18 protein-coding genes are annotated in these 16,851 nt (G+C 71.3%); 9 read left to right on the top strand and 9 right to left on the bottom strand.

All coding sequences use genetic code 11. From position 1 onward, the window contains the following. Nucleotides 1–13: 13 nt before the first annotated feature. On the bottom strand, nt 14–1,273 hold the full coding sequence (locus BJY18_RS08795) for an IS701 family transposase (protein ID WP_446680338.1): 1,260 nt from the start codon (nt 1,271–1,273) through the stop codon (nt 14–16). A 212-nt stretch (nt 1,274–1,485) separates the two neighbouring features. Next, nucleotides 1,486–3,093, bottom strand: coding sequence for an ABC transporter substrate-binding protein (locus tag BJY18_RS08790; protein WP_184779286.1), 1,608 nt, complete (start codon nt 3,091–3,093; stop codon nt 1,486–1,488). A gap of 212 nt (nt 3,094–3,305) precedes the next feature. Here BJY18_RS08790 and BJY18_RS08785 point away from each other — a divergent pair, with 212 nt between their 5' ends. The 4 genes from BJY18_RS08785 to BJY18_RS08770 all read left to right on the top strand — a co-directional run bounded on the left by BJY18_RS08785 (nt 3,306) and on the right by BJY18_RS08770 (nt 6,553). Continuing rightward, a complete protein-coding gene (locus tag BJY18_RS08785; protein ID WP_184779285.1) occupies nt 3,306–4,034 on the top strand; it encodes a FadR/GntR family transcriptional regulator in 729 nt (242 codons plus the stop codon). A 27-nt stretch (nt 4,035–4,061) separates the two neighbouring features. After that, nucleotides 4,062–4,607, top strand: coding sequence for a GNAT family N-acetyltransferase (locus BJY18_RS08780; protein ID WP_184779283.1), 546 nt, complete (start codon nt 4,062–4,064; stop codon nt 4,605–4,607). A 111-nt stretch (nt 4,608–4,718) separates the two neighbouring features. Beyond that, nucleotides 4,719–5,453, top strand: a complete 735-nt coding sequence (locus BJY18_RS08775) for a sugar phosphate isomerase/epimerase family protein (RefSeq protein ID WP_184779281.1) — start codon at nt 4,719–4,721, stop codon at nt 5,451–5,453. Further along, nucleotides 5,450–6,553: a Gfo/Idh/MocA family protein gene (locus BJY18_RS08770; RefSeq protein WP_184779279.1), complete on the top strand. Its 1,104-nt coding sequence runs from the start codon at nt 5,450–5,452 to the stop codon at nt 6,551–6,553. The genes BJY18_RS08775 and BJY18_RS08770 overlap by 4 nt, the downstream gene beginning before the upstream one ends. A 12-nt stretch (nt 6,554–6,565) precedes the next feature. Here the strand turns inward: BJY18_RS08770 and BJY18_RS08765 are convergent, their stop codons facing one another. Next, a complete protein-coding gene (locus BJY18_RS08765; protein ID WP_184779277.1) occupies nt 6,566–7,159 on the bottom strand; it encodes a TetR/AcrR family transcriptional regulator in 594 nt (197 codons plus the stop codon). Nucleotides 7,160–7,284: 125 nt separating this feature from the next. Here BJY18_RS08765 and BJY18_RS08760 point away from each other — a divergent pair, with 125 nt between their 5' ends. Next, nucleotides 7,285–8,469: an MFS transporter gene (locus BJY18_RS08760; RefSeq protein ID WP_184779275.1), complete on the top strand. Its 1,185-nt coding sequence runs from the start codon at nt 7,285–7,287 to the stop codon at nt 8,467–8,469. A gap of 23 nt (nt 8,470–8,492) precedes the next feature. Here the strand turns inward: BJY18_RS08760 and BJY18_RS08755 are convergent, their stop codons facing one another. Genes BJY18_RS08755 through BJY18_RS08745 form a run of 3 tightly spaced genes read right to left on the bottom strand, consistent with a single transcriptional unit; the run spans nt 8,493 to nt 11,196 of the window. Then, nucleotides 8,493–9,068, bottom strand: a complete 576-nt coding sequence (locus BJY18_RS08755) for a hypothetical protein (protein ID WP_312873795.1) — start codon at nt 9,066–9,068, stop codon at nt 8,493–8,495. Next, on the bottom strand, nt 9,065–10,504 hold the full coding sequence (locus BJY18_RS08750) for an ATP-binding protein (RefSeq protein WP_184779273.1): 1,440 nt from the start codon (nt 10,502–10,504) through the stop codon (nt 9,065–9,067). The genes BJY18_RS08755 and BJY18_RS08750 overlap by 4 nt, the downstream gene beginning before the upstream one ends. Continuing rightward, complete coding sequence (locus BJY18_RS08745) at nt 10,501–11,196, bottom strand: response regulator (protein WP_184779271.1); 696 nt, start codon at nt 11,194–11,196, stop codon at nt 10,501–10,503. Before BJY18_RS08745 ends, BJY18_RS08750 begins: the two co-directional genes overlap by 4 nt. A 223-nt stretch (nt 11,197–11,419) precedes the next feature. On the opposite strand from BJY18_RS08745, the gene BJY18_RS08740 reads away from it, so the two are divergent. After that, nucleotides 11,420–12,013, top strand: a complete 594-nt coding sequence (locus BJY18_RS08740; RefSeq protein WP_184784511.1) for a D-alanyl-D-alanine carboxypeptidase family protein — start codon at nt 11,420–11,422, stop codon at nt 12,011–12,013. A gap of 18 nt (nt 12,014–12,031) precedes the next feature. On the opposite strand, the gene BJY18_RS08735 is transcribed toward BJY18_RS08740, so the two are convergent. After that, complete coding sequence (locus tag BJY18_RS08735) at nt 12,032–12,583, bottom strand: TetR/AcrR family transcriptional regulator (protein ID WP_184779269.1); 552 nt, start codon at nt 12,581–12,583, stop codon at nt 12,032–12,034. A 112-nt stretch (nt 12,584–12,695) separates the two neighbouring features. Between BJY18_RS08735 and BJY18_RS08730 the strand changes: the two genes are divergently transcribed. Then, a complete protein-coding gene (locus BJY18_RS08730) occupies nt 12,696–13,175 on the top strand; it encodes a nuclear transport factor 2 family protein (RefSeq protein ID WP_184779267.1) in 480 nt (159 codons plus the stop codon). A 36-nt stretch (nt 13,176–13,211) separates the two neighbouring features. Here BJY18_RS08730 and BJY18_RS08725 read toward each other — a convergent pair whose 3' ends face one another. Then, on the bottom strand, nt 13,212–14,222 hold the full coding sequence (locus tag BJY18_RS08725; RefSeq protein WP_184779265.1) for a zinc-dependent alcohol dehydrogenase family protein: 1,011 nt from the start codon (nt 14,220–14,222) through the stop codon (nt 13,212–13,214). A gap of 79 nt (nt 14,223–14,301) precedes the next feature. Here BJY18_RS08725 and BJY18_RS08720 point away from each other — a divergent pair, with 79 nt between their 5' ends. Both BJY18_RS08720 and BJY18_RS08715 read left to right on the top strand, forming a co-directional pair. Further along, complete coding sequence (locus BJY18_RS08720; protein ID WP_184779263.1) at nt 14,302–15,219, top strand: AraC family transcriptional regulator; 918 nt, start codon at nt 14,302–14,304, stop codon at nt 15,217–15,219. A gap of 65 nt (nt 15,220–15,284) precedes the next feature. Next, nucleotides 15,285–16,100 carry a DUF1295 domain-containing protein gene (locus tag BJY18_RS08715; RefSeq protein ID WP_184779261.1) on the top strand — a complete coding sequence of 272 codons (816 nt, stop codon included), beginning with the start codon at nt 15,285–15,287 and terminating at the stop codon, nt 16,098–16,100. Here the strand turns inward: BJY18_RS08715 and BJY18_RS08710 are convergent, their stop codons facing one another. After that, nucleotides 16,101–16,772, bottom strand: a complete 672-nt coding sequence (locus BJY18_RS08710) for a TetR/AcrR family transcriptional regulator (RefSeq protein WP_184779259.1) — start codon at nt 16,770–16,772, stop codon at nt 16,101–16,103. Between the last annotated feature and the right edge of the window lie 79 nt (nt 16,773–16,851).

Below are 16,851 nucleotides of genomic sequence, written 5' to 3'. Positions count from 1 at the left end.
TAGATCGTGATGTTCATGGTTCTCGGGTGGCTTGTCGCTGGTAGTGGGCCTGCCGTGCTCGGTATTGGTGTTGTCTGCGCCAGATCGAGCAGCGTAGTCGGTGCGCGATGTCGGTGATCGGTGTGATGGCGAGTGTGGCGAATAGGTGCTGGACTTCGTTGCAGGTCAAGGAAATCCAGTCGGTCGAGGTCGCTTGCCGGGTGCGCTCGGTGGCGGCAACGATGGTGAGGAAGGCGTGGGCGAGCATCGCCAGGATGGTCCAGCGGTGCCAGGAGGTCCAGCGGCGGACTTGGTGCTGGTCAAGTCCGGTGAGTCCTTTGCTGGTTTGGAAGGATTCCTCGACGCGCCATCGGGTTCCGGCCACCCGCACCAGAACGGGCAGCGCGGTGGCAGTGGCTGCGAAGCAGCGGTAGAACGCGAGTTCTTTCGTGCGGCGGTTGCGCCGGATCAGCAGCCACCGGTGTCCCGCCGGTGTGGTGTCAGGGTCGATGTCGATCAGGGCCCAGTCGTAGTAGCGGTGTCCTTTCGCGCCCGCACCGGCGGAGAAGCGTTGCCACACGTGTTTCGGCAGCCGTCCCGCGAGGTCGTCGGGGCGGAAGGTGCCGACTCCGGTCGCGACGCGGCGGTCGCGTCCGATGGCCAGCACGTAGCCGGCACCACGGTGTTCCAGTTCCGTGCGCAGGTGCGGGTCGGCGCCATACACTTCGTCGCCGGTCACCCAGGACGCCGTGATTCCGGCGTCGAGGGTGCGGGCGATCATCTCGGTGGCCAGCGCCGGTTTGGTCGCGAACGCGATGTTCTCGTCGATTCCGGCCGCGTGGCAGCGTTCGGGGTCGCTGGTCCAGGACTTCGGCAGATACAGGGCCCGGTCCACGAAGGCGTGTCCCGCGGTGGTGGCGTAGGTCAGATAGACCGCGACCTGGGAGTTCTCGATCCGCCCAGCAGTGCCCGTGTACTGGCGCTGCGTCCCGACCGTGTGGCTGCCTTTCTTCACATCCCCGGTCTCGTCCACGATCAGGACCGCGTCAGTCTCACCGAGGTGCTCGACCACGTAGTCACGCAGGTCGTCGCGTACCGCGTCGGCGTCCCACACCGCCCGCGCCAGCACATGCTGCAACCTGTCCGGGCTCGGGTCCCCGACATACTCGGCGATGGTCCAGCAATTCTTCCGCGGCAACTCAGACATCAACCCCAGCAACAACTTCTCCGCCCCACGACGCGGTTCGACCCGCCCGAACCGGCCCGCGATCCGCCCCATGAGCTCATCGAACATCGCCCGCCACCGGACAGGGTCTATGCTCACACCTGCGGCCGTCAGGCGATCTTGGGAAGTCCACACAACCAACCATGATCAACTGTCGGCCGCACCCATCTCCAGGCACCCCCCCACCAGCCCCGATCACGAAGTCCGGCTGGAGTACTAGCTGCCTCGTGAGTGCCTGCGCCGGTTTCTCACCGGCGCAGGCAATCAGGGGAGGGTGGGGGTCAGGCGGGTTCGGCCTGGTTGAGGTTGATCCCGGGATAGCCCTGGGCCCGCACACCGGAGATCTCCCGCGGATCCCACGCCGTGCCCATCCGGGTGAAGACGAGTGGGTAGATGACCGCCTCCCGTGAGATCAGGTCGAGCAGCTGCCGGTACCGGGCGGACCGCTTCGTGTCGTCGGTCTCGGCGGCGGCCCGGTCCTGCAGGGTGAGCAGGGCCTGGGCGTCCGCGCCGGTCCAGCGGGCGTACTCGGTCATCATCAGCGACTGCGCGTCGTAGTAGTAGCGGATCAGCAGATCCGGGTCGTTGCCGAACTGCATGGCGTTGGCCGTGGTGGCCACGGCCTGGAAGTCGGTTCCGTTGTCCAGTTTGGAGAACAGCGCCTTGGTGTCCTGGGAGTCCAAAGTGGTCTGCACGCCGATCGCGTCCCAGCCCTCCTTGATCACCTTCACGCAGTCGAGCACGAGCGAGGTGTTGGTGGTGGACAGGGACATCCGCAGGTTGGTGACGCCGGCCTCGGCGAGCAGCTTCTTCGCCTTGGCGGGGTCGTGGCGGAAGTCCTCGGCGGCGGGCTGGGACTGCGGCAGTTCCGGGTTGATGAACGAGGTGCCCGGGCTGCCCGCGCCACGCAGCCCGATCTCGATCATCTTCTCCTTGTCGATCGCGTAGTGCAGGGCCTGGCGCACGCGCCGGTCCCCGAACGGCGCGTGCGCGGTGTTGAACATCAGGTACAGGTTGTTCCCGCCGTCGGCGAATTCGACGGTGCGCCCGGCCGCCCGCAGCTGATCCGCGTTGGCCGGCGGGATGTTCTCCACGATCTGCGCGTCCGGCCGGGCACCGGAGACCGCCGCGACCCGGGGCGCCGAATCCACCACGGACTTCCAGATCATCTTGCGGTAGGCGGCCGGGCGCGGGCCGTTGTAGTCCTCGAACCGTTCGAACACGGTGTGCGACAACGGTGCCTGCTCGCTGACCCGGTACGGCCCGGAGCCGACGACCGTGCCCGCCGCGGCCGCGCCCCAGTTGTTCTCGAACACGTGCTTCGGCACGATCTTGCACATCTGGATACGTTGCAGTGCATAGGAGAACGGGAACTTCAGCACGAACTCCACGGCCCGTTCGTCGACCTTGCGCACCTGCGTCAGCCACTGCGAGAAGAAGCTGTGGATGAGCACGTTCTCCTGCGGATCGAGGACGCGCGCGTAGGTGAACACCACGTCGTCGGCCAGTACCGGCTGCCCGTCGTGCCATTTCGCGCCCGGACGCAGCTCGAAGCGCAGGCGCGTGCCGCGCAGGTCGGCCGGCAGCGCCTTGGCCAGTCCCGCGTACGGCTCGCGGCTCACCGGATCGCCCTCGACAAGGGATTCGTAGCTGTGCAGAAACCCTGCCATCGAGAACGCGGAGGCGGTCTGCAGGGGATCCCACGACTGGTTGTTGCCGTAGCCGATCACCGCGGTGATCAGATCGGCGGAATTGCCGACCCTGATCGTCGACGGCGGGCCGCCGCACGCCGCGAGCGCGGGCGAGAAGGCCACCGCCGCGAGCCCCGTGTAGCGCAGCAGCGCACGGCGGTCGAACGAAGGACCGGTCCCCGTGGTGGATCGGGACATCGAGTCTCCTGACTGGCGGGCAGCGTCGCCCGCCGGTGCAACCCCAGAAGTAGGACGTGGGATGTCCTAGGACTGCGCCGAACTGTAGGCCGAGCGGATCCGCCGGTCAAGGGGAATTCGCGCGCCATGACGTAGGATGTCCGGTAATGGCAGTGGGCCAGTGGAACGTGTCAGGGACCGTGCCAGTGGACAGGACTCCGGGAGAGACAGTGGTGGCGCGCCCCCAACGCAGTGAAGAGATCACGAAGCGGATCATCGACCTGATCGTCGACCGGGCACTGCCGCCGGGTGCGCCGATGCCGACCGAGCTGAGCCTGGCCGAGGACATCGGCGTCAGCCGCAATTCCGTGCGGGAGGCGGTGAAGGCACTGCAGGCGCTGGACATCGTGGAGGTGCGGCACGGCTACGGCACCTTCGTCGGGTCCGCGGGTTCGGAGGCCCTGCAGACCTGGCTGCTGTTTCGCACCCGGACCCGGGGCGCGACCGACGCCGGCCGGCTGCGCGACCTGCTCGAGGTGCGCGAAATGCTCGAGACGGAGCTGACCCGCCGGGTCGCGCGCGAGCACCGGCCGGAGCTGATCGGCGAGCTGGCCGCACGGGTGGCGCGGATGCGCCGCAAGGGACCGGACGCGGCCGTCGCGGACCGCGAGTTCCACGACCTGATCTGCGCCGAAGCCGGCTTCGACCTGGCCCGCGAGCTGACCGGGCTGTTCTGGGACGTCTACCGGGTCGCGGAAGCCGAGTTGGGCGGCCCGGCCTCGACCGCGAGTACCGCGAAACGGCACCAGACCATCGTGGACGCGCTCGTCAGCGGGGATCCCGACGCCGCGGAGGCGGCCGTGCACCGGCACTTCGACGAGGTGCGCAGGCGGGCGAAAGCGGGTCGCTACGGTGGGTTCGGCGAGGCCCGTCCTGGCGCCTCCGATCCGGCCGCGAGCTGACGGCCGGGCAGCCGGCAGGAGGAACCGTTGACTGCTCCGGAGATCACGCTGCTGCCTCCGTCGGCGGCCGGGGACGCCGCGCTGGTGGCCGCGGTGAGCACGCTGATCAACCTTGTCTACGCCCACTCCGAGGAAGGACTGTGGACGGGCTCGGCCGATCGCACGGCGCCCGGGGAGATCGCCGGGTTCGTGGCGGCAGGGGAGATCGCGGTGGCCCGGCTCGGCGGTCGCGTCGTCGGCTGTGCCCGGGTGCGCAGCCTCGATGCCGGCACCGGCGAGTTCGGCCTGCTCGCCGCCGCGCCCGCGGTGCGCGGCACCGGGCTCGGCCGGGAGCTGGTGCGCTTCGCCGAGGAGCGCGGCCGGGCCGCGGGGCACCGCCGGATGCAGCTGGAACTGCTCGTCCCTCGCGAGGGAACGCATCCGGCGAAGGAATTCCTCGACCGCTGGTACCGCAGGCTCGGCTACGGCGTGGTGGGCAAGTCGACGCTGGACGCGGACTTCCCGCAGCTGGCCCCGTTGCTCGCCGTGCCGTGCGATCTTCTCGTCTACCACAAGGACCTGGCCGCGTCCTGAGCCACGCGTCATCGCGGGTGAACCCGGTGCTCGACGCCTGGTGTCAATTCTGACCAGGTGGTAGGGATTGTTCCCGGACGCCTCTCCGGCACGACCACCCAAGGAGCGGGAATGGGCAAGCCTTCCGTGCAGCTGTACTCGGTCCGCGAAGCCTTCGCGGCCGATCCGGCCGAGGTCCTGCGGCGGCTGGCCGCGATCGGGTTCACCGCGGTCGAGCCGTACGGCGTGGTGGAGAACGCCGAGGCACTCGGCGCCGGCCTGCCCGCACACGGGCTGCGGGCCCCGACCGCGCACGCCAGTCTGATCGGCGCGGACCAGGACGCGGTGTTCGCCACCGCACGCGAGCTGGGCATCGGCGTGGTGGTCGAGCCGTTCGTGCCGTCCGAGCTGTGGCAGGACCCCGCCGGCGTCTCGGCCACCGCGGAGGCGCTCAACGCGGCGGCGAAACTCGCGCAGCGCCACGGCGTGCGCGTCGGCTACCACAATCACTGGTGGGAGCTGGAAAACCGGATCGACGGCCGCAGCGCGTTCGAGCTGTTCGCCGATCAGCTGGACCCGGAGATCGTGCTCGAAGTCGACACGTACTGGGCCACCGCCGGCGGTGAGGACGCGCCGGCGCTGCTGCGCCGTCTGGGCGGGCGGGTGCACGCGATCCACGTCAAGGACGGTTCGCTGGCCACCGACGCGACCGGTCAGGTCCCCGCGGGGCAGGGCCGGATTCCGCTGCCCGAAGTGCTGGCCGCGGCGCCGGAGGCGTTACGCGTCGTGGAGTTCGACCAGTACGACGGAGATGTGTTCGAGGGCATCGCCGGCAGCTTCGCCTACCTCACCGGTGCCGCGCGGTGACCGGCGGGCCGGTCGGCGTCGGCGTGATCGGCGCGGGCGTCATCAGCGATGCCTACCTGGCGAACCTCACCACGTTCCCGGACGCGCGGGTACACGCGATCGCCGACCTGGACGTCGGCCGCGCCCGCGCGCAGGCGGACAAGCACGGCGTGTCGCGCGCGGGGACGGTGGCCGAGCTGCTCGCCGAGCCGGCGATCGAGCTGGTGGTGAACCTGACCATCCCGGCCGCGCACGTGGAGGTCGGGCTGGCCGCGCTGGACGCGGGAAAGCACGTGTGGACGGAGAAACCCCTCGCGCTCGACCGGGAGTCCGCGGCCAAGCTGCTGGAATCGGCGCGGGACAAAGGATTGCGCGTGGCGAGCGCGCCGGACACCGTACTGGGTGCCGGGCTGCAGACCGCGCGGCGGGCGATCGAGGCCGGCCGGATCGGCGAGCCGCGCACGGCACTCGCGCTGTTCCAGACCCCCGGGCCGGAAAGCTGGCATCCCGCCCCGGAATTCCTGTTCCGCACCGGTGGGGGACCGCTGCTGGACATGGGGCCGTACTACCTCACCGAACTGGTCACGGTCTTCGGCCCGATCCGGAAGGTCACCGCCGCCGGTGGGCGGGCCCGCGAGACCCGGGTGATCGGCTCCGGCCCCCGCGCCGGCACGGAATTCCCGGTGACCGTCCCGACCACGGTCACCGCGCTGATCGAATTCGCCGGCGGGGGCAGTGCGCAGCTGGTGCTGAGCTTCGATTCCGCGTTGCTCCGCGTGGGTTTCCTCGAGGTGTCCGGAACGCTCGGCACCGCGGTGCTGCCCGATCCGAACCGGTTCGACGGCACGACCCTGCTGCACCTGCCGGGGACAGCCGAACCGGACACGCTGCCCGCGCTCGGGCACGCCGCCTCGCGTGGGACCGGAGTGCTGGAGCTGGCCAGGGCGATCCGGGCCGGGGTGCCCGAACGGTCGTCCGGGGACCTGGCCTTCCACGTGCTGGACGCGATGCTGTCGCTCGACGAATCGATCACCCGGGGCCACTCCGTGGAGCTGACGAGCACGGCGCGGGTGCCGCCCGCGCTGCCCGGCGACTGGGACCCGCATGCGCGCACCCTGTGAGACGACCGGCGCTCAGGGCTGCAGCGGAACTGTGAGCAGCGTTTGCAGGAAGCCGCGGAGCGCGCCGGCGAGATCCACCTCGGACGGGGTGGTGAGCCACTGGACCTGCAGGCCGTCCATGAGCGCGATGAAGGCGAGCGCCGCCTCGTCGGGATCGACGCCGGGACGCAGCTCGCCGGTGTCCGCGAGCACGCGCAGGGAGTCCCGCACGCGGTGGCGGGCGTCCCGGTAGTGGCGCTCGAAGTACTCGTGTGCGGGATGGCCGGGGGTGACCGCCTCGGCCGCGAGCCGCGAGTACAGGTCGACGATGCCGGGATGGCGCGCGTTGTGCTCGGCCAGCGTCAGGAACCGGCGCAGCACCTCGAGCCCGGGCGGCACACCGAGCTGCTCGCGGTCGGCGTCCTCGGCGTCCCGCCGTTCGAGCACCGCGGCCAGCAGCGCTTCCTTGGTGGGGAAGTGGTAGAGCAGACCGGCGTGGCTGATCCCGGCGCGTTTCGCGATCTCCCGCAGCGAGCCGCCGTGGTAGCCGGCCTCGCCGTACACCACGGCGGCCGCCGAAATCAGGTCCTCCCGGCGGATCCGGCCCTTCGGATAGCCCCCGCTCACGGCAGGGCGGTCGGCTCGGCGGCGTGCACCCGCCCATCATGCCCCAGCGTGGAAACCGCTGCCGACGCCGGGACCCGGCGTGCGACCATCGGGCGGACCCGCCCGCAGCAGGAGAATCGAGGACGATGACCGAGGTGTCCCCACCCGCCGGACAGACCGCCGCGCCACCGCGTGCCGCCCGCGCCGCGACGTGGGCGGTGTTCGCGATCAACGGGTTCACGGTCGGGATGTGGGTCGTGCACATCCCGGTGGTGGAGCATGCCACCGGGATCTCGCACACCACGCTGGGCGCGCTGCTGCTGGTGCTCGGCGCCGCCGCGCTCGCCGGCATGCAGATCTCCGGACCGCTGGCCGACCGGTTCGGCAACCACCGGATCGTGCCCGTCGCCGGGATCCTGCTGGGCGTGGCGGTGACCCTGCCCGGACTGGCGGTGAACTGGTGGACGCTGGGCCTGACCCTGGTGGCCTTCGGGTTCTCCAACGGTTCGCTCGACGTGTCGATGAACGCGCAGGCGGTGGTCGTGGAACGGGCCTACCCGCGGCCGATCATGGCGGCGTTCCACGCGATGTGGTCGATCGGGGGTGCGCTGGCCGCGGTGGTCGGTGCCGCGGTGCTCGGCGCCGGCGTGCCCACCGAAGTCTCACTCGGCGGCACCGGACTGCTGTGCGCTGCGGTGATGGCACTGGCGAGCCGGTTCCTGCTGGCCGCCCCGGCAGGCCCGGCGGAAGCGGCCACTGTGGACAATGGCGGCCGGCGGATCCCGGCGCGGACCGTGTGGCTGCTGGGGATCCTGGCGCTGGCCCTGATGCTGTCGGAGGGCGTCGCGAACGACTGGGCCGCCCTGTACCTGCGCGACGGGCTGGGTACTTCGGAGAGCACCGCGGCGCTCGCCTACGGTTCGTTCGCGGTCGCCATGACGGTGGGCCGGTTCGCGACCGACCGCGTCTCGGCGTTCGCCGGCCCGGTCGCGGTGGTCCGCTACGGCTGCGCGCTCGCCGCGGTGGGGCTGACCGTGGCGTCGGTGGCGCCGTGGGTGCCGCTCTCGCTGGCCGGGTGGGCAGTGTTCGGGCTGGGTCTTTCCGGCGGTGTCCCGCAGCTGTTCACCGCGGCCGGCAACCTGGACACCCGCGCGTCCGGCGCGCTGATGGCCCGGGTGGTCGGCCTGGGCTACCTCGGCCTGCTCGCCGGCCCGGCGGTGATCGGCGGGCTGGCGCACTGGATGCCGCTCAACGTCACGTTCGCGCTGCCGATCGTGCTGTGCGTGCTGGGCGTGGTCTTCGCACCCGCGATGAAGCCGCCCCCGCGATGAAGCCGCGGCAGTGCCGGAAGCGTTCAGAGGGAACAGGACTGCGGGGGCAGGAAGTGACCTCCGCCGCGCAGGGTGACCTTGCTGTGGCCGGCCCGGCTGGTAGCGGCGAGCAAGGTGCAGACGAGCTGTTCGGCCGCGTCCGGCGGCAATGTGGCGACGTCGGTGCTCAGATTCGCTTGGACGCTCGTGCCGGACGTCGTGACGGTGGCGGGCACGGCCGCTCTCGGCACTTCGGTGCGGAGGCCCTTCGCGCGTTCGGTGTCCTCCGGCCCGTAGGCGAGCAAGGTGACCAGACCCGCCGCGGGCGCCGTCATGTCCGATCGCACCACCGGAACCACCGCTCCGTCCCGCACGAAGTACAGCGTGACCTCGGGTGTGCCCGAGGACGCATCGGTGGGCACCGCCGGACCGCTCGGCGCCTCCAGCCCCGGGATCACCCCGCTCGGCCGCACCCCGCACCCGGTGACCAGCACCGCCGCGACGGCCAGCACGGCGAGTGCTCGCCTCATTCGCACGTGCCCGCGCTCGGCCGGTCCACGCCCCGGCGTCGATCCGGCCGGTGCCTGCTTCACCGCCGCCCGCTCGCGCCCGTCGCTCACTGGTCCGCCTCCGTGTTCCGGGGGTTCCGGGGCAGCCATACCGTGAACACCGCGCCCGCGGGGGAGCGGTTGGCCGCGGTCAGCCGTCCGCCGTGCAGGCGGGTGTTCTCCCAGGAGATCGCGAGCCCGAGCCCGCTTCCCTCGGAACGGCTGCGTGCGGTGTCGGCCTTGTAGAACCGGTCGAACACGTGCGGGAGCACCTCCTCGTCGAGTCCCGGGCCGCTGTCGGCGACCTCGATCGTGATCCCGGCCGGGTCACCGGTCAGCCGCACGGTGACCGGTTCGGCGCCGTGCCGCAGTGCGTTGCCGGCGAGGTTGGCCACGATCACGTCCAGCCGGCGCGGATCCACCCGGGCGCGGATGCCGTCCGGCAGCTCCGCGTGCACCGAATTCGTGAAGCCGCGGGTGCGCAGGGTGGTGCGCACGGCCTCGGCCACGTCGATGTCGTCGAGGGCGAGCGAAGCCGTGCCGGAGTCGAAACGGGTGACCTCGATGAGGTCGTTCACCAGCCGCGTCAGGTTGTGCGTCTCGCGGCTGACCAGCCGCACAGCCTGGCCGGACACCCCGGGCAGCCGTCCCGCCTCGGCGTCGAGCATGTCGGTGACCGCCGTCATCGCGGCGAGCGGGGTGCGCAGCTCGTGCGAGACGTCGGCGACGAACCGGCGCGCGTCGGCCTCCATCCGGCGCAGCTCGCCGACGTGCTGCTGCAGGGATTCCGCGGTCGAGTTGAACGTGCCGGCGACCGCGGCCAGCTCATCGCCGCCGCGCACGGTGAGCCGGGTGTCGAGATCGCCTTCGCCGAGCCGGTGCGCCGCGCGCTGCAGCTCCTGCACCGGCCGCAGCACGCTGCGCGCGGCGAGCACCGCGAGCAGCAGGGCCAGCAGCAGCGCGGCGCCGCCGATGAGCCACGCGTCGCGGGCGAGACCGTCGATGGTCTCGATCTCGCCGCTGAAGTCCCGCAGCTCGTAGACCTCGATCCCGGACGGGCTCGACGATTCGGCGTCCGAGCCGCCGGTGATCCGCACCTGGGAGCCGAGCGTCAGGAACGTGACCCCGCCCAGGTCGACCCGCTGCCAGGCGACCCGCCCGGACGCCACCTTCTGCCGCAGCTCCGGCGTGATCGCCGACTCGGGCATGTTCCCCGCGCTGCGGTCGCCGAGATACACGCGTGCGGAGTTCGACCGCCCGTTCATCTTGTCCACGAGCGTGGCCAGCCTGCCCTCGTACGCGTCGTCGGTCGGCACCGGGTACAACTGCCGGATCTGGTTGGTCATCTCGATCGCGGCGTTGTCCTGCGCGCGCTGCACGATCGCGTCCCGCGCCCGCCCGTAGCCGATCCCGGCGACCGCGGCCGCGGTCACCACGCTCACCAGTGCGAACGCGAGCAGCAGCCGCGCCCGCAGTCCCCAGTGCTGCCAATGCCGCCAGTGCTTCACAGCGGGCCGAAGCGGTAGCCGAACCCGCGCAGGGTCTGCACGTACACCGGCGCGGCGGGATCGTCCTCGATCTTCGAGCGCAGCCGCTGCACACAGGCGTCCACGAGCCGGGAGTCGCCGAGATATCCCTGATCCCACACCGATTCGAGCAGCTGCTGGCGGCTGAACACCCGGCCCGGCGAGGCGGAGAGTTCGAGCAGCAGGCGCAGTTCGGTCGGCGCGAGCGCGATCGGTTGCCCGTGCTTGCGCACGACGAGCCCGTCGCGGTCGATGATGAGGTCGCCGTGCCGTTCCGGTTCCGGCTTCGCTGCGCCGGCCTGGCGCGGTTCGGCCGCGCTGCGCCGCAGCACCGCGCGGATCCGGGCCTCCAGCACCCGGGCCTGCGCGGGTTTGACGACGTAGTCGTCGGCGCCGGCTTCGAGGCCGGCGACCACGTCGATGTCGTCGTTGCGCGCGGTCAGCATGATGATCGGCAGGTCACCGGACGCGCGGATGCGCCGGCAGACCTCGAACCCGTCCATCCCGGGCAGCATCAGGTCGAGCACCACCACGTCGGCCGCGTCGCCGGCCAGCCGGGCCAGGCCCTGTTCCCCGCTGTCCACGGCGTCCACGGTGTGGCCTTGGTAAGTGAGGGCGATCTGCAGGCCCTCCCGCACGGCCTGGTCGTCTTCGATGAGCAGCACCCGAGGCATGGTCCTCACTATCGCAGCGGTAGCCGGCCTCCGCCCGCCCGGCTCCCGGACAGTCCACAGCGGACACCACCGGACAGCGTTCCGGTCCGGCCTCATCGCGCCGTCCGCGGAGTGTCATGAGCCGGTAACGGACGGCGGCTGTCACAGAGCTGTTACCGAGCTGTCGGGCAGTGCGTACATCGCGTGCACCGGGCGCGCATAGTGGTGCCCGACTGTGGTCAACATGATCCGGTTCCTGCTCCGTCCCCGGCTGCTCGCGGCGATCACCCGGCTGCTCGGCGTGCTGCTGCTCCCGGCAGCCTTCGTCCGGGCGCCCGGCCGTGGCCGGCACCTGGCCTGCCAGTGGGCCCTCGCGCTGCGGTTCCCGGCCGAGGACCTGGCCGGCCTGGCCCCGCCGGTCCGCGCGGCGTTCACCGCGGCTCGCGCCGAGGCGTTCTGGCGGGACGGCCAGTTGGTCGGCCTCACCTCCGGGCACCGCGACGCGGCCGAACAGCACCGGCTCTTCACCGCGGAGACCGCGCGCACCGGATCGGTCGCCGCCGCACGCAGGCGGGTGCTGCCGCCGGGGGAGTCCGCGCACGTGGCGGGCACCGCACTCGACGTGCGCCCGGCCGAGGGTGCGGCCTGGCTGGAACGCCACGGCGCGGCTTACCGGCTGTACCGCCGCTACGACAACGAATGGTGGCACTTCGAGTACCACCCGTCGACGGTGCCGCTGCGGCTGCCGCGACCCGACGTGCTGCCGCGCCGCGGACCGTCCACAATGGCCTGTGCGACGACGGTGCCGTTACCGTCGCGCACCGGAAACCGGCTGTGAGCAGAGCGGTGGCGCACGTCAGCCGGCCGGCTGCGAGAGCCCGGCGAGCACGACGTCGACGGCACGATCCAAGGTGTCGCGCCGGATCTGCATCGTCGCCGACGCCTGGGACAGTGCGCGAATGAGCAGGTAGACCTCCTCGATCGTGGCCGAAGAGCGCACCGCACCGTGCTCCTGTGCCTGGCGGAGTACCTCGCCGACCGCGGTCTTCACCCGGTTCGACGCGGCGACAGCACGGTCCGGAAAACCTCCGGAGCCGGGCAGCGCCGAGGCCAGCGTGAGTTTCGTGGCTCCGGTCCCGATCATGGTCCGGACGAGGGTGTCCCAGGCCGCGGCCGGATCCGGACCGGCGGCGAGCGAACGGACCCGTGCGGCGAGCCCGTCGAAATGACGCAGCAGCGCCGCCTCGACCAGATCCTCCTTGGCCGGGAAGTGGCGGAAGACCGTGGCGATGCCGACCCCGGCCTGCCGGGCCACCTCCTCGGTCGACCCGGCGGCCCCGTGCGCCCCGAAGACCTCCTCGGCCGCGGCCAGGATCCGCTCACGGTTCTCCTGTGCGTCCTGCCGCATGCGGCTCTCTCCTCTGGTCGGGATCTTCCGGTCGGGACTTGACGCGAGCTTAACCGGAGTCGAGACTTCGGTATCGTACCGAAGTCTAGACTCCGCTTTCTGGGAGGATGCCATGCCGCAGCCGTCCACGCCGGCCGAAGTCGTCCGTGCCGTCGCCGCCGGGGTCAGCCGCCTGGCCGCCAGCGCTCTCTCCGAACAGGACGAGCGGGCGGAACTCGACCACCTGGCCGGCTGGTACGCCGAGCGCACCGATGTCCGGCACCTGTTCGCGCCGCTGGGGGACACTCCGCTGCGGACCCGGGCCGAGCTGCGCCGGCACTTCGCCGGGGCTGCAGCCCTGCTACGCGGAGCTGAGCGGTTCGCACCCGTCGGGCAGGTGCACGAGACCGCCGATCCGGAGGTGGTCGTGTTCGAGTTCAGCTACGTCGGTTCGGTACTCGGCCGTGCGGTGAGCGTGCCGTGTATCTTCGTGACGCGAGTGCGGGACGGCCTCATCGTCGAATCACGCGACTACGCAGACCATGTGGGCATGGCCCGCGCCTTCGGGCGGCTCGATCAGCTGGCCGCCGCACTCTCCGCGGGCCTCCCGTGACGGTCTCGGACAGGCTGCGGAGCCGCCGGAACCGGGTCAGTGGCTGATCACCACCTTGCCGACCCGTGACCGGCGGGCGAAGTACTCGAGCGCGAGAGGTGCTTGCTCGAACGGGAAAACGCGATCGATGACGGGGCGGAGGCGGTGCAGTCCGATCGTCCGGGCCAGCTGTTCCAGGTCCTCGCGGTTGCCCACGGTGATGGTGCGCAGGGTGGCACCGCGCTGGAGGAACCGGGTGAGGTCCATGCCTTCGCCCGAGGCGAGGTTGCCGACGAGGGAAATGCGCCCGCCGTAGGCGAGGGCGGTGAGGGACTGGGCGATCGTGCCGGCACCGCCGATTTCGACCACGAGGTCGACGCCGCGGTCGTCGGTGAGCTCGCGCACTCGCTTTCCCCAGTCGGGGAACCGGGTGCGGTCGAGGACGGTGGACGCGCCGAGTTCACGTAACCGGGCACCCTTCTCGGCGCTGGAGGTGGTGACGATGACCTGCGCTCCGAAGAGCCGCGCGAACTGCAGGGCGAAGACCGAAACGCCGCCCGATCCCTGCAGCAGCACGGTGTGGCCGGCTCCGGTTCCGGCGAGAGCCGACCACGCGGTGAGGGCAGCGCACGGAAGCGTGGCCGCCTCCTCGAACGAGAGGTGGTCCGGCACCGCGACGACGTTCTGCTCGCTCACGGTGATGCGCTCGGTCAGCCAGCCGTCGAGCTGCAGTCCGTACAGGTTGTTCCAGCCGGGCAGCGGGCCGTAGATCCAGTTCGGGTGGAAGCTGCTCAGCACGCGGTCGCCGGTGCGGAACCGCGTCACCCCGTCGCCGACCGCTTCGACGACACCCGCGCCGTCGGAGAGCGGCACCCGCCCCGGCGGTACCGGGCGGGAGTAGCGGCCGGTGGTGATCGGGAGGTCGCGGGCGTTGAGCGAGCTGGCCCGGACCCGCACCGTGAGCTGTCCGGCGGCGGGCGCCGCCACTTCGCGCTCGCGGGCGACCAGCGGAGCGCCGTCATCCTGGACTTCGAAGGCATGCGTGCGGAGTGCTCGTGGGGGAGGCATGCCTCGACCATAATTCGCGCCATCCGGACGTTCAGTAGCATTCTGTCTGAGATTCGGTTCCGATCGTCCGGGAGCTGCGATGGCGACCCCGCAGGTGAACGACCTGCTGACCACGATGCGGATCGAGGAGACCCGGTACGTGCGCGTGGTCGCGCGAACGCCGTGGGGCGTGGCTTTCCCCGCCCGGCAGGTCGCCCGGCTCCTGCTGATCACCCGGGGTTCGTGCCTGCTCACGAGCGACGGGCAGGCCGAGCCCCAGCAGCTGGGCGAGAACGACTGCTTCCTGGTCCGCGCGGGTGTCGAGTTCGCCTTGCAGGACGCACCCGGGCGGCCGCTCGTCGGCTGCGAAGGGTCGAAAGGCTCCGTGGTCGAAGCCGGTGGCGACGGCGAGCTCACCGAGATCGTCTCCGTGCGGTTCACCTTCGACGCGGTGGCGGCCGAGACGCTGTTCGCGTTGCTGCCGCCGGTGTTCCGCGTGTCCGCGGACGCGAGTACCGGGCAGCTGCTGCGCGCGACCTTCGACCTCATCGCCCGTGAGACCGCGGCGAACGGCCTCGGCGCCGGGTTCGTCGCCGGGCGGCTGTCCGACGTGCTGTTCGTGCAGGCGCTGCGAGCGTGGTGCAGTGACGTCGGCAGCGGCACGATCGGCTGGATCGCGGCGCTGCGGGACCCGCAGCTGGCCGCGGCGATCACCGCGCTCCACGGCCGGCTCGACCACCCGTGGACGGTCGGCTCACTGGCGGCGGTCGCCGGGATGTCGCGGTCGGTGTTCGCCGCCCGGTTCAAGGAAAAGACCGGCGACACCCCGCTGGACTACCTCACCGCGTGGCGCCTGTACCGCGTCAAGGTCCTGCTCCGCGACACCTCACTCAGCGTCCAGAAGATCGCCGAGCGGACCGGTTACCGGACCGGCACCGCGCTCAGCCGCGTTTTCCTGCGTCGCGAGGGTTGCGCGCCCGGAGCGTGGCGGAAACAGGCGGTCGGAACCGGCGCGTGAACGGCAGTCGGCGGCGAGGCGAGCTGATCGCCGCTCGTCCCGGGCGAACAGTAGAGTCACCGGACATGAGCGCGTTCCAGGTCTGCCTGTGGGTTTTCGCGGCGGTGTGCCTCGTCTGCTGGCTGCTCTCGGTGCTGACGCGGGAGTACTCGTGGGTGGACCGGATCTGGTCGCTCGTCCCGGTCGCCTACGCCGGGATCTTCGCCGGCCACGCGGGTTTCGCCGACGTCCGGCTGGACGTGCTGTTCGTGCTCGTGGCCCTGTGGGGCGCGCGGCTGACGTTCAACTACGGCCGCAAGGGCGGCTACGCGCGCGGGGGCGAGGACTATCGCTGGGCGATCCTGCGGGAGCGGATGGCGCCCTGGCAGTTCCAGCTGTTCAACCTCTTCTTCATCACGCTGTATCAGAACGTGATCCTGCTGCTCATCGCGCTGCCCGCGTGGACCGCGCTCGAGCACCGGACACCGTTCGGGGTGGCCGACGTGGTGCTCGCGGTCGCGTTCCTCGCCTGCCTGGCCGGCGAAACCGTGGCCGATCAGCAGCAGTGGGATTTCCACCGCTGGAAGGCGGCCGAACGCTCCGCCGGGCGCACCCCGGATCCGCGGTTCCGCCAGACCGGGCTCTTCCGGTACTCGCGGCACCCGAACTTCTTCTTCGAACAGGCGCAGTGGTGGCTGGTGGCCGGGATCGGCGTCGCCGCGGGCGGCGGTCTCACCTGGACGGTGGCCGGTGCGATCCTGCTGACGCTGCTGTTCCTCGGCTCCACCATCTTCACCGAGAGCATCACCCGCGGCCGGTACCCGGAGTACGCGGACTACCAGCGGCGCACTTCGCCCGTCGTGCCGTGGTTTCCCCGCCGAACTCCGTCCACTGTGGACTGATCAGCCGGGCACGCCCTCGTCGCCGAGCAGCCGGCGCAGCCCGGGCAGCACGGCGGAGAGGTCCTTGCCGGTGCGGAACGCGATCACGGTGGTACCCGGTTCGTCCGCACGCGTGCCGAACACCGCGACGGTGTCCGCCATCGCGGCGTCGAACTCGGCTTCCGGGTTCGTGCTCTGCCCGCGCAACCAGCGTCGCAGCACGTGGTTGTGCGCGGTGACCACCGCCGCGGCCAGCAGCTCGGCCCGCAGCGCGGTGCTCTCGCCGCCGCCCAGCCAGCGGTGCACGAACTCGCGGAAAAGCCGCTGGTACTGCTGGGTGCCGGCGATCTCACGCGCCCGCAGCGCGGGCACGCTGCGGGTCAGCCGGTAACGCGCCAGTGCGAGGTCGCCCTCCGCGACGTAGTGCCGCAGCACCAGCCGCGCGGCCTCGGTGACCGCGACCAGCGCGGTCCGCGGGTCCGCGCCGTCCAGCCGGTTGCCGATCGCGCCCAGCAGGATTTCGTGGTCCGGGAAGATCACCTCTTCCTTGGAGCGGAACGCGCGGAAGAACGTGGTCCGGCCGACGCCCGCCCGCTCGGTGATGTCCTCGATCGTGGTCGCGTCGTAGCCGCGTTCCTCGAACAGCGCGAAGGCGGCTTCGGTCAGCCGCTGCCTGGCCGGCTTCGCTGGCATCCGATCACCTCTCGCCGCGCTGTGCTCAGCCCGGGAGCGGTCGCGTGCGACCCGGCTTCCACTACCGGCTGGTACTGAG

It is taken from the genome of Amycolatopsis jiangsuensis, from assembly GCF_014204865.1.
Taxonomy (GTDB): domain Bacteria; phylum Actinomycetota; class Actinomycetes; order Mycobacteriales; family Pseudonocardiaceae; genus Amycolatopsis; species Amycolatopsis jiangsuensis.
This window is presented reverse-complemented; position numbering and strand designations above follow the sequence as displayed.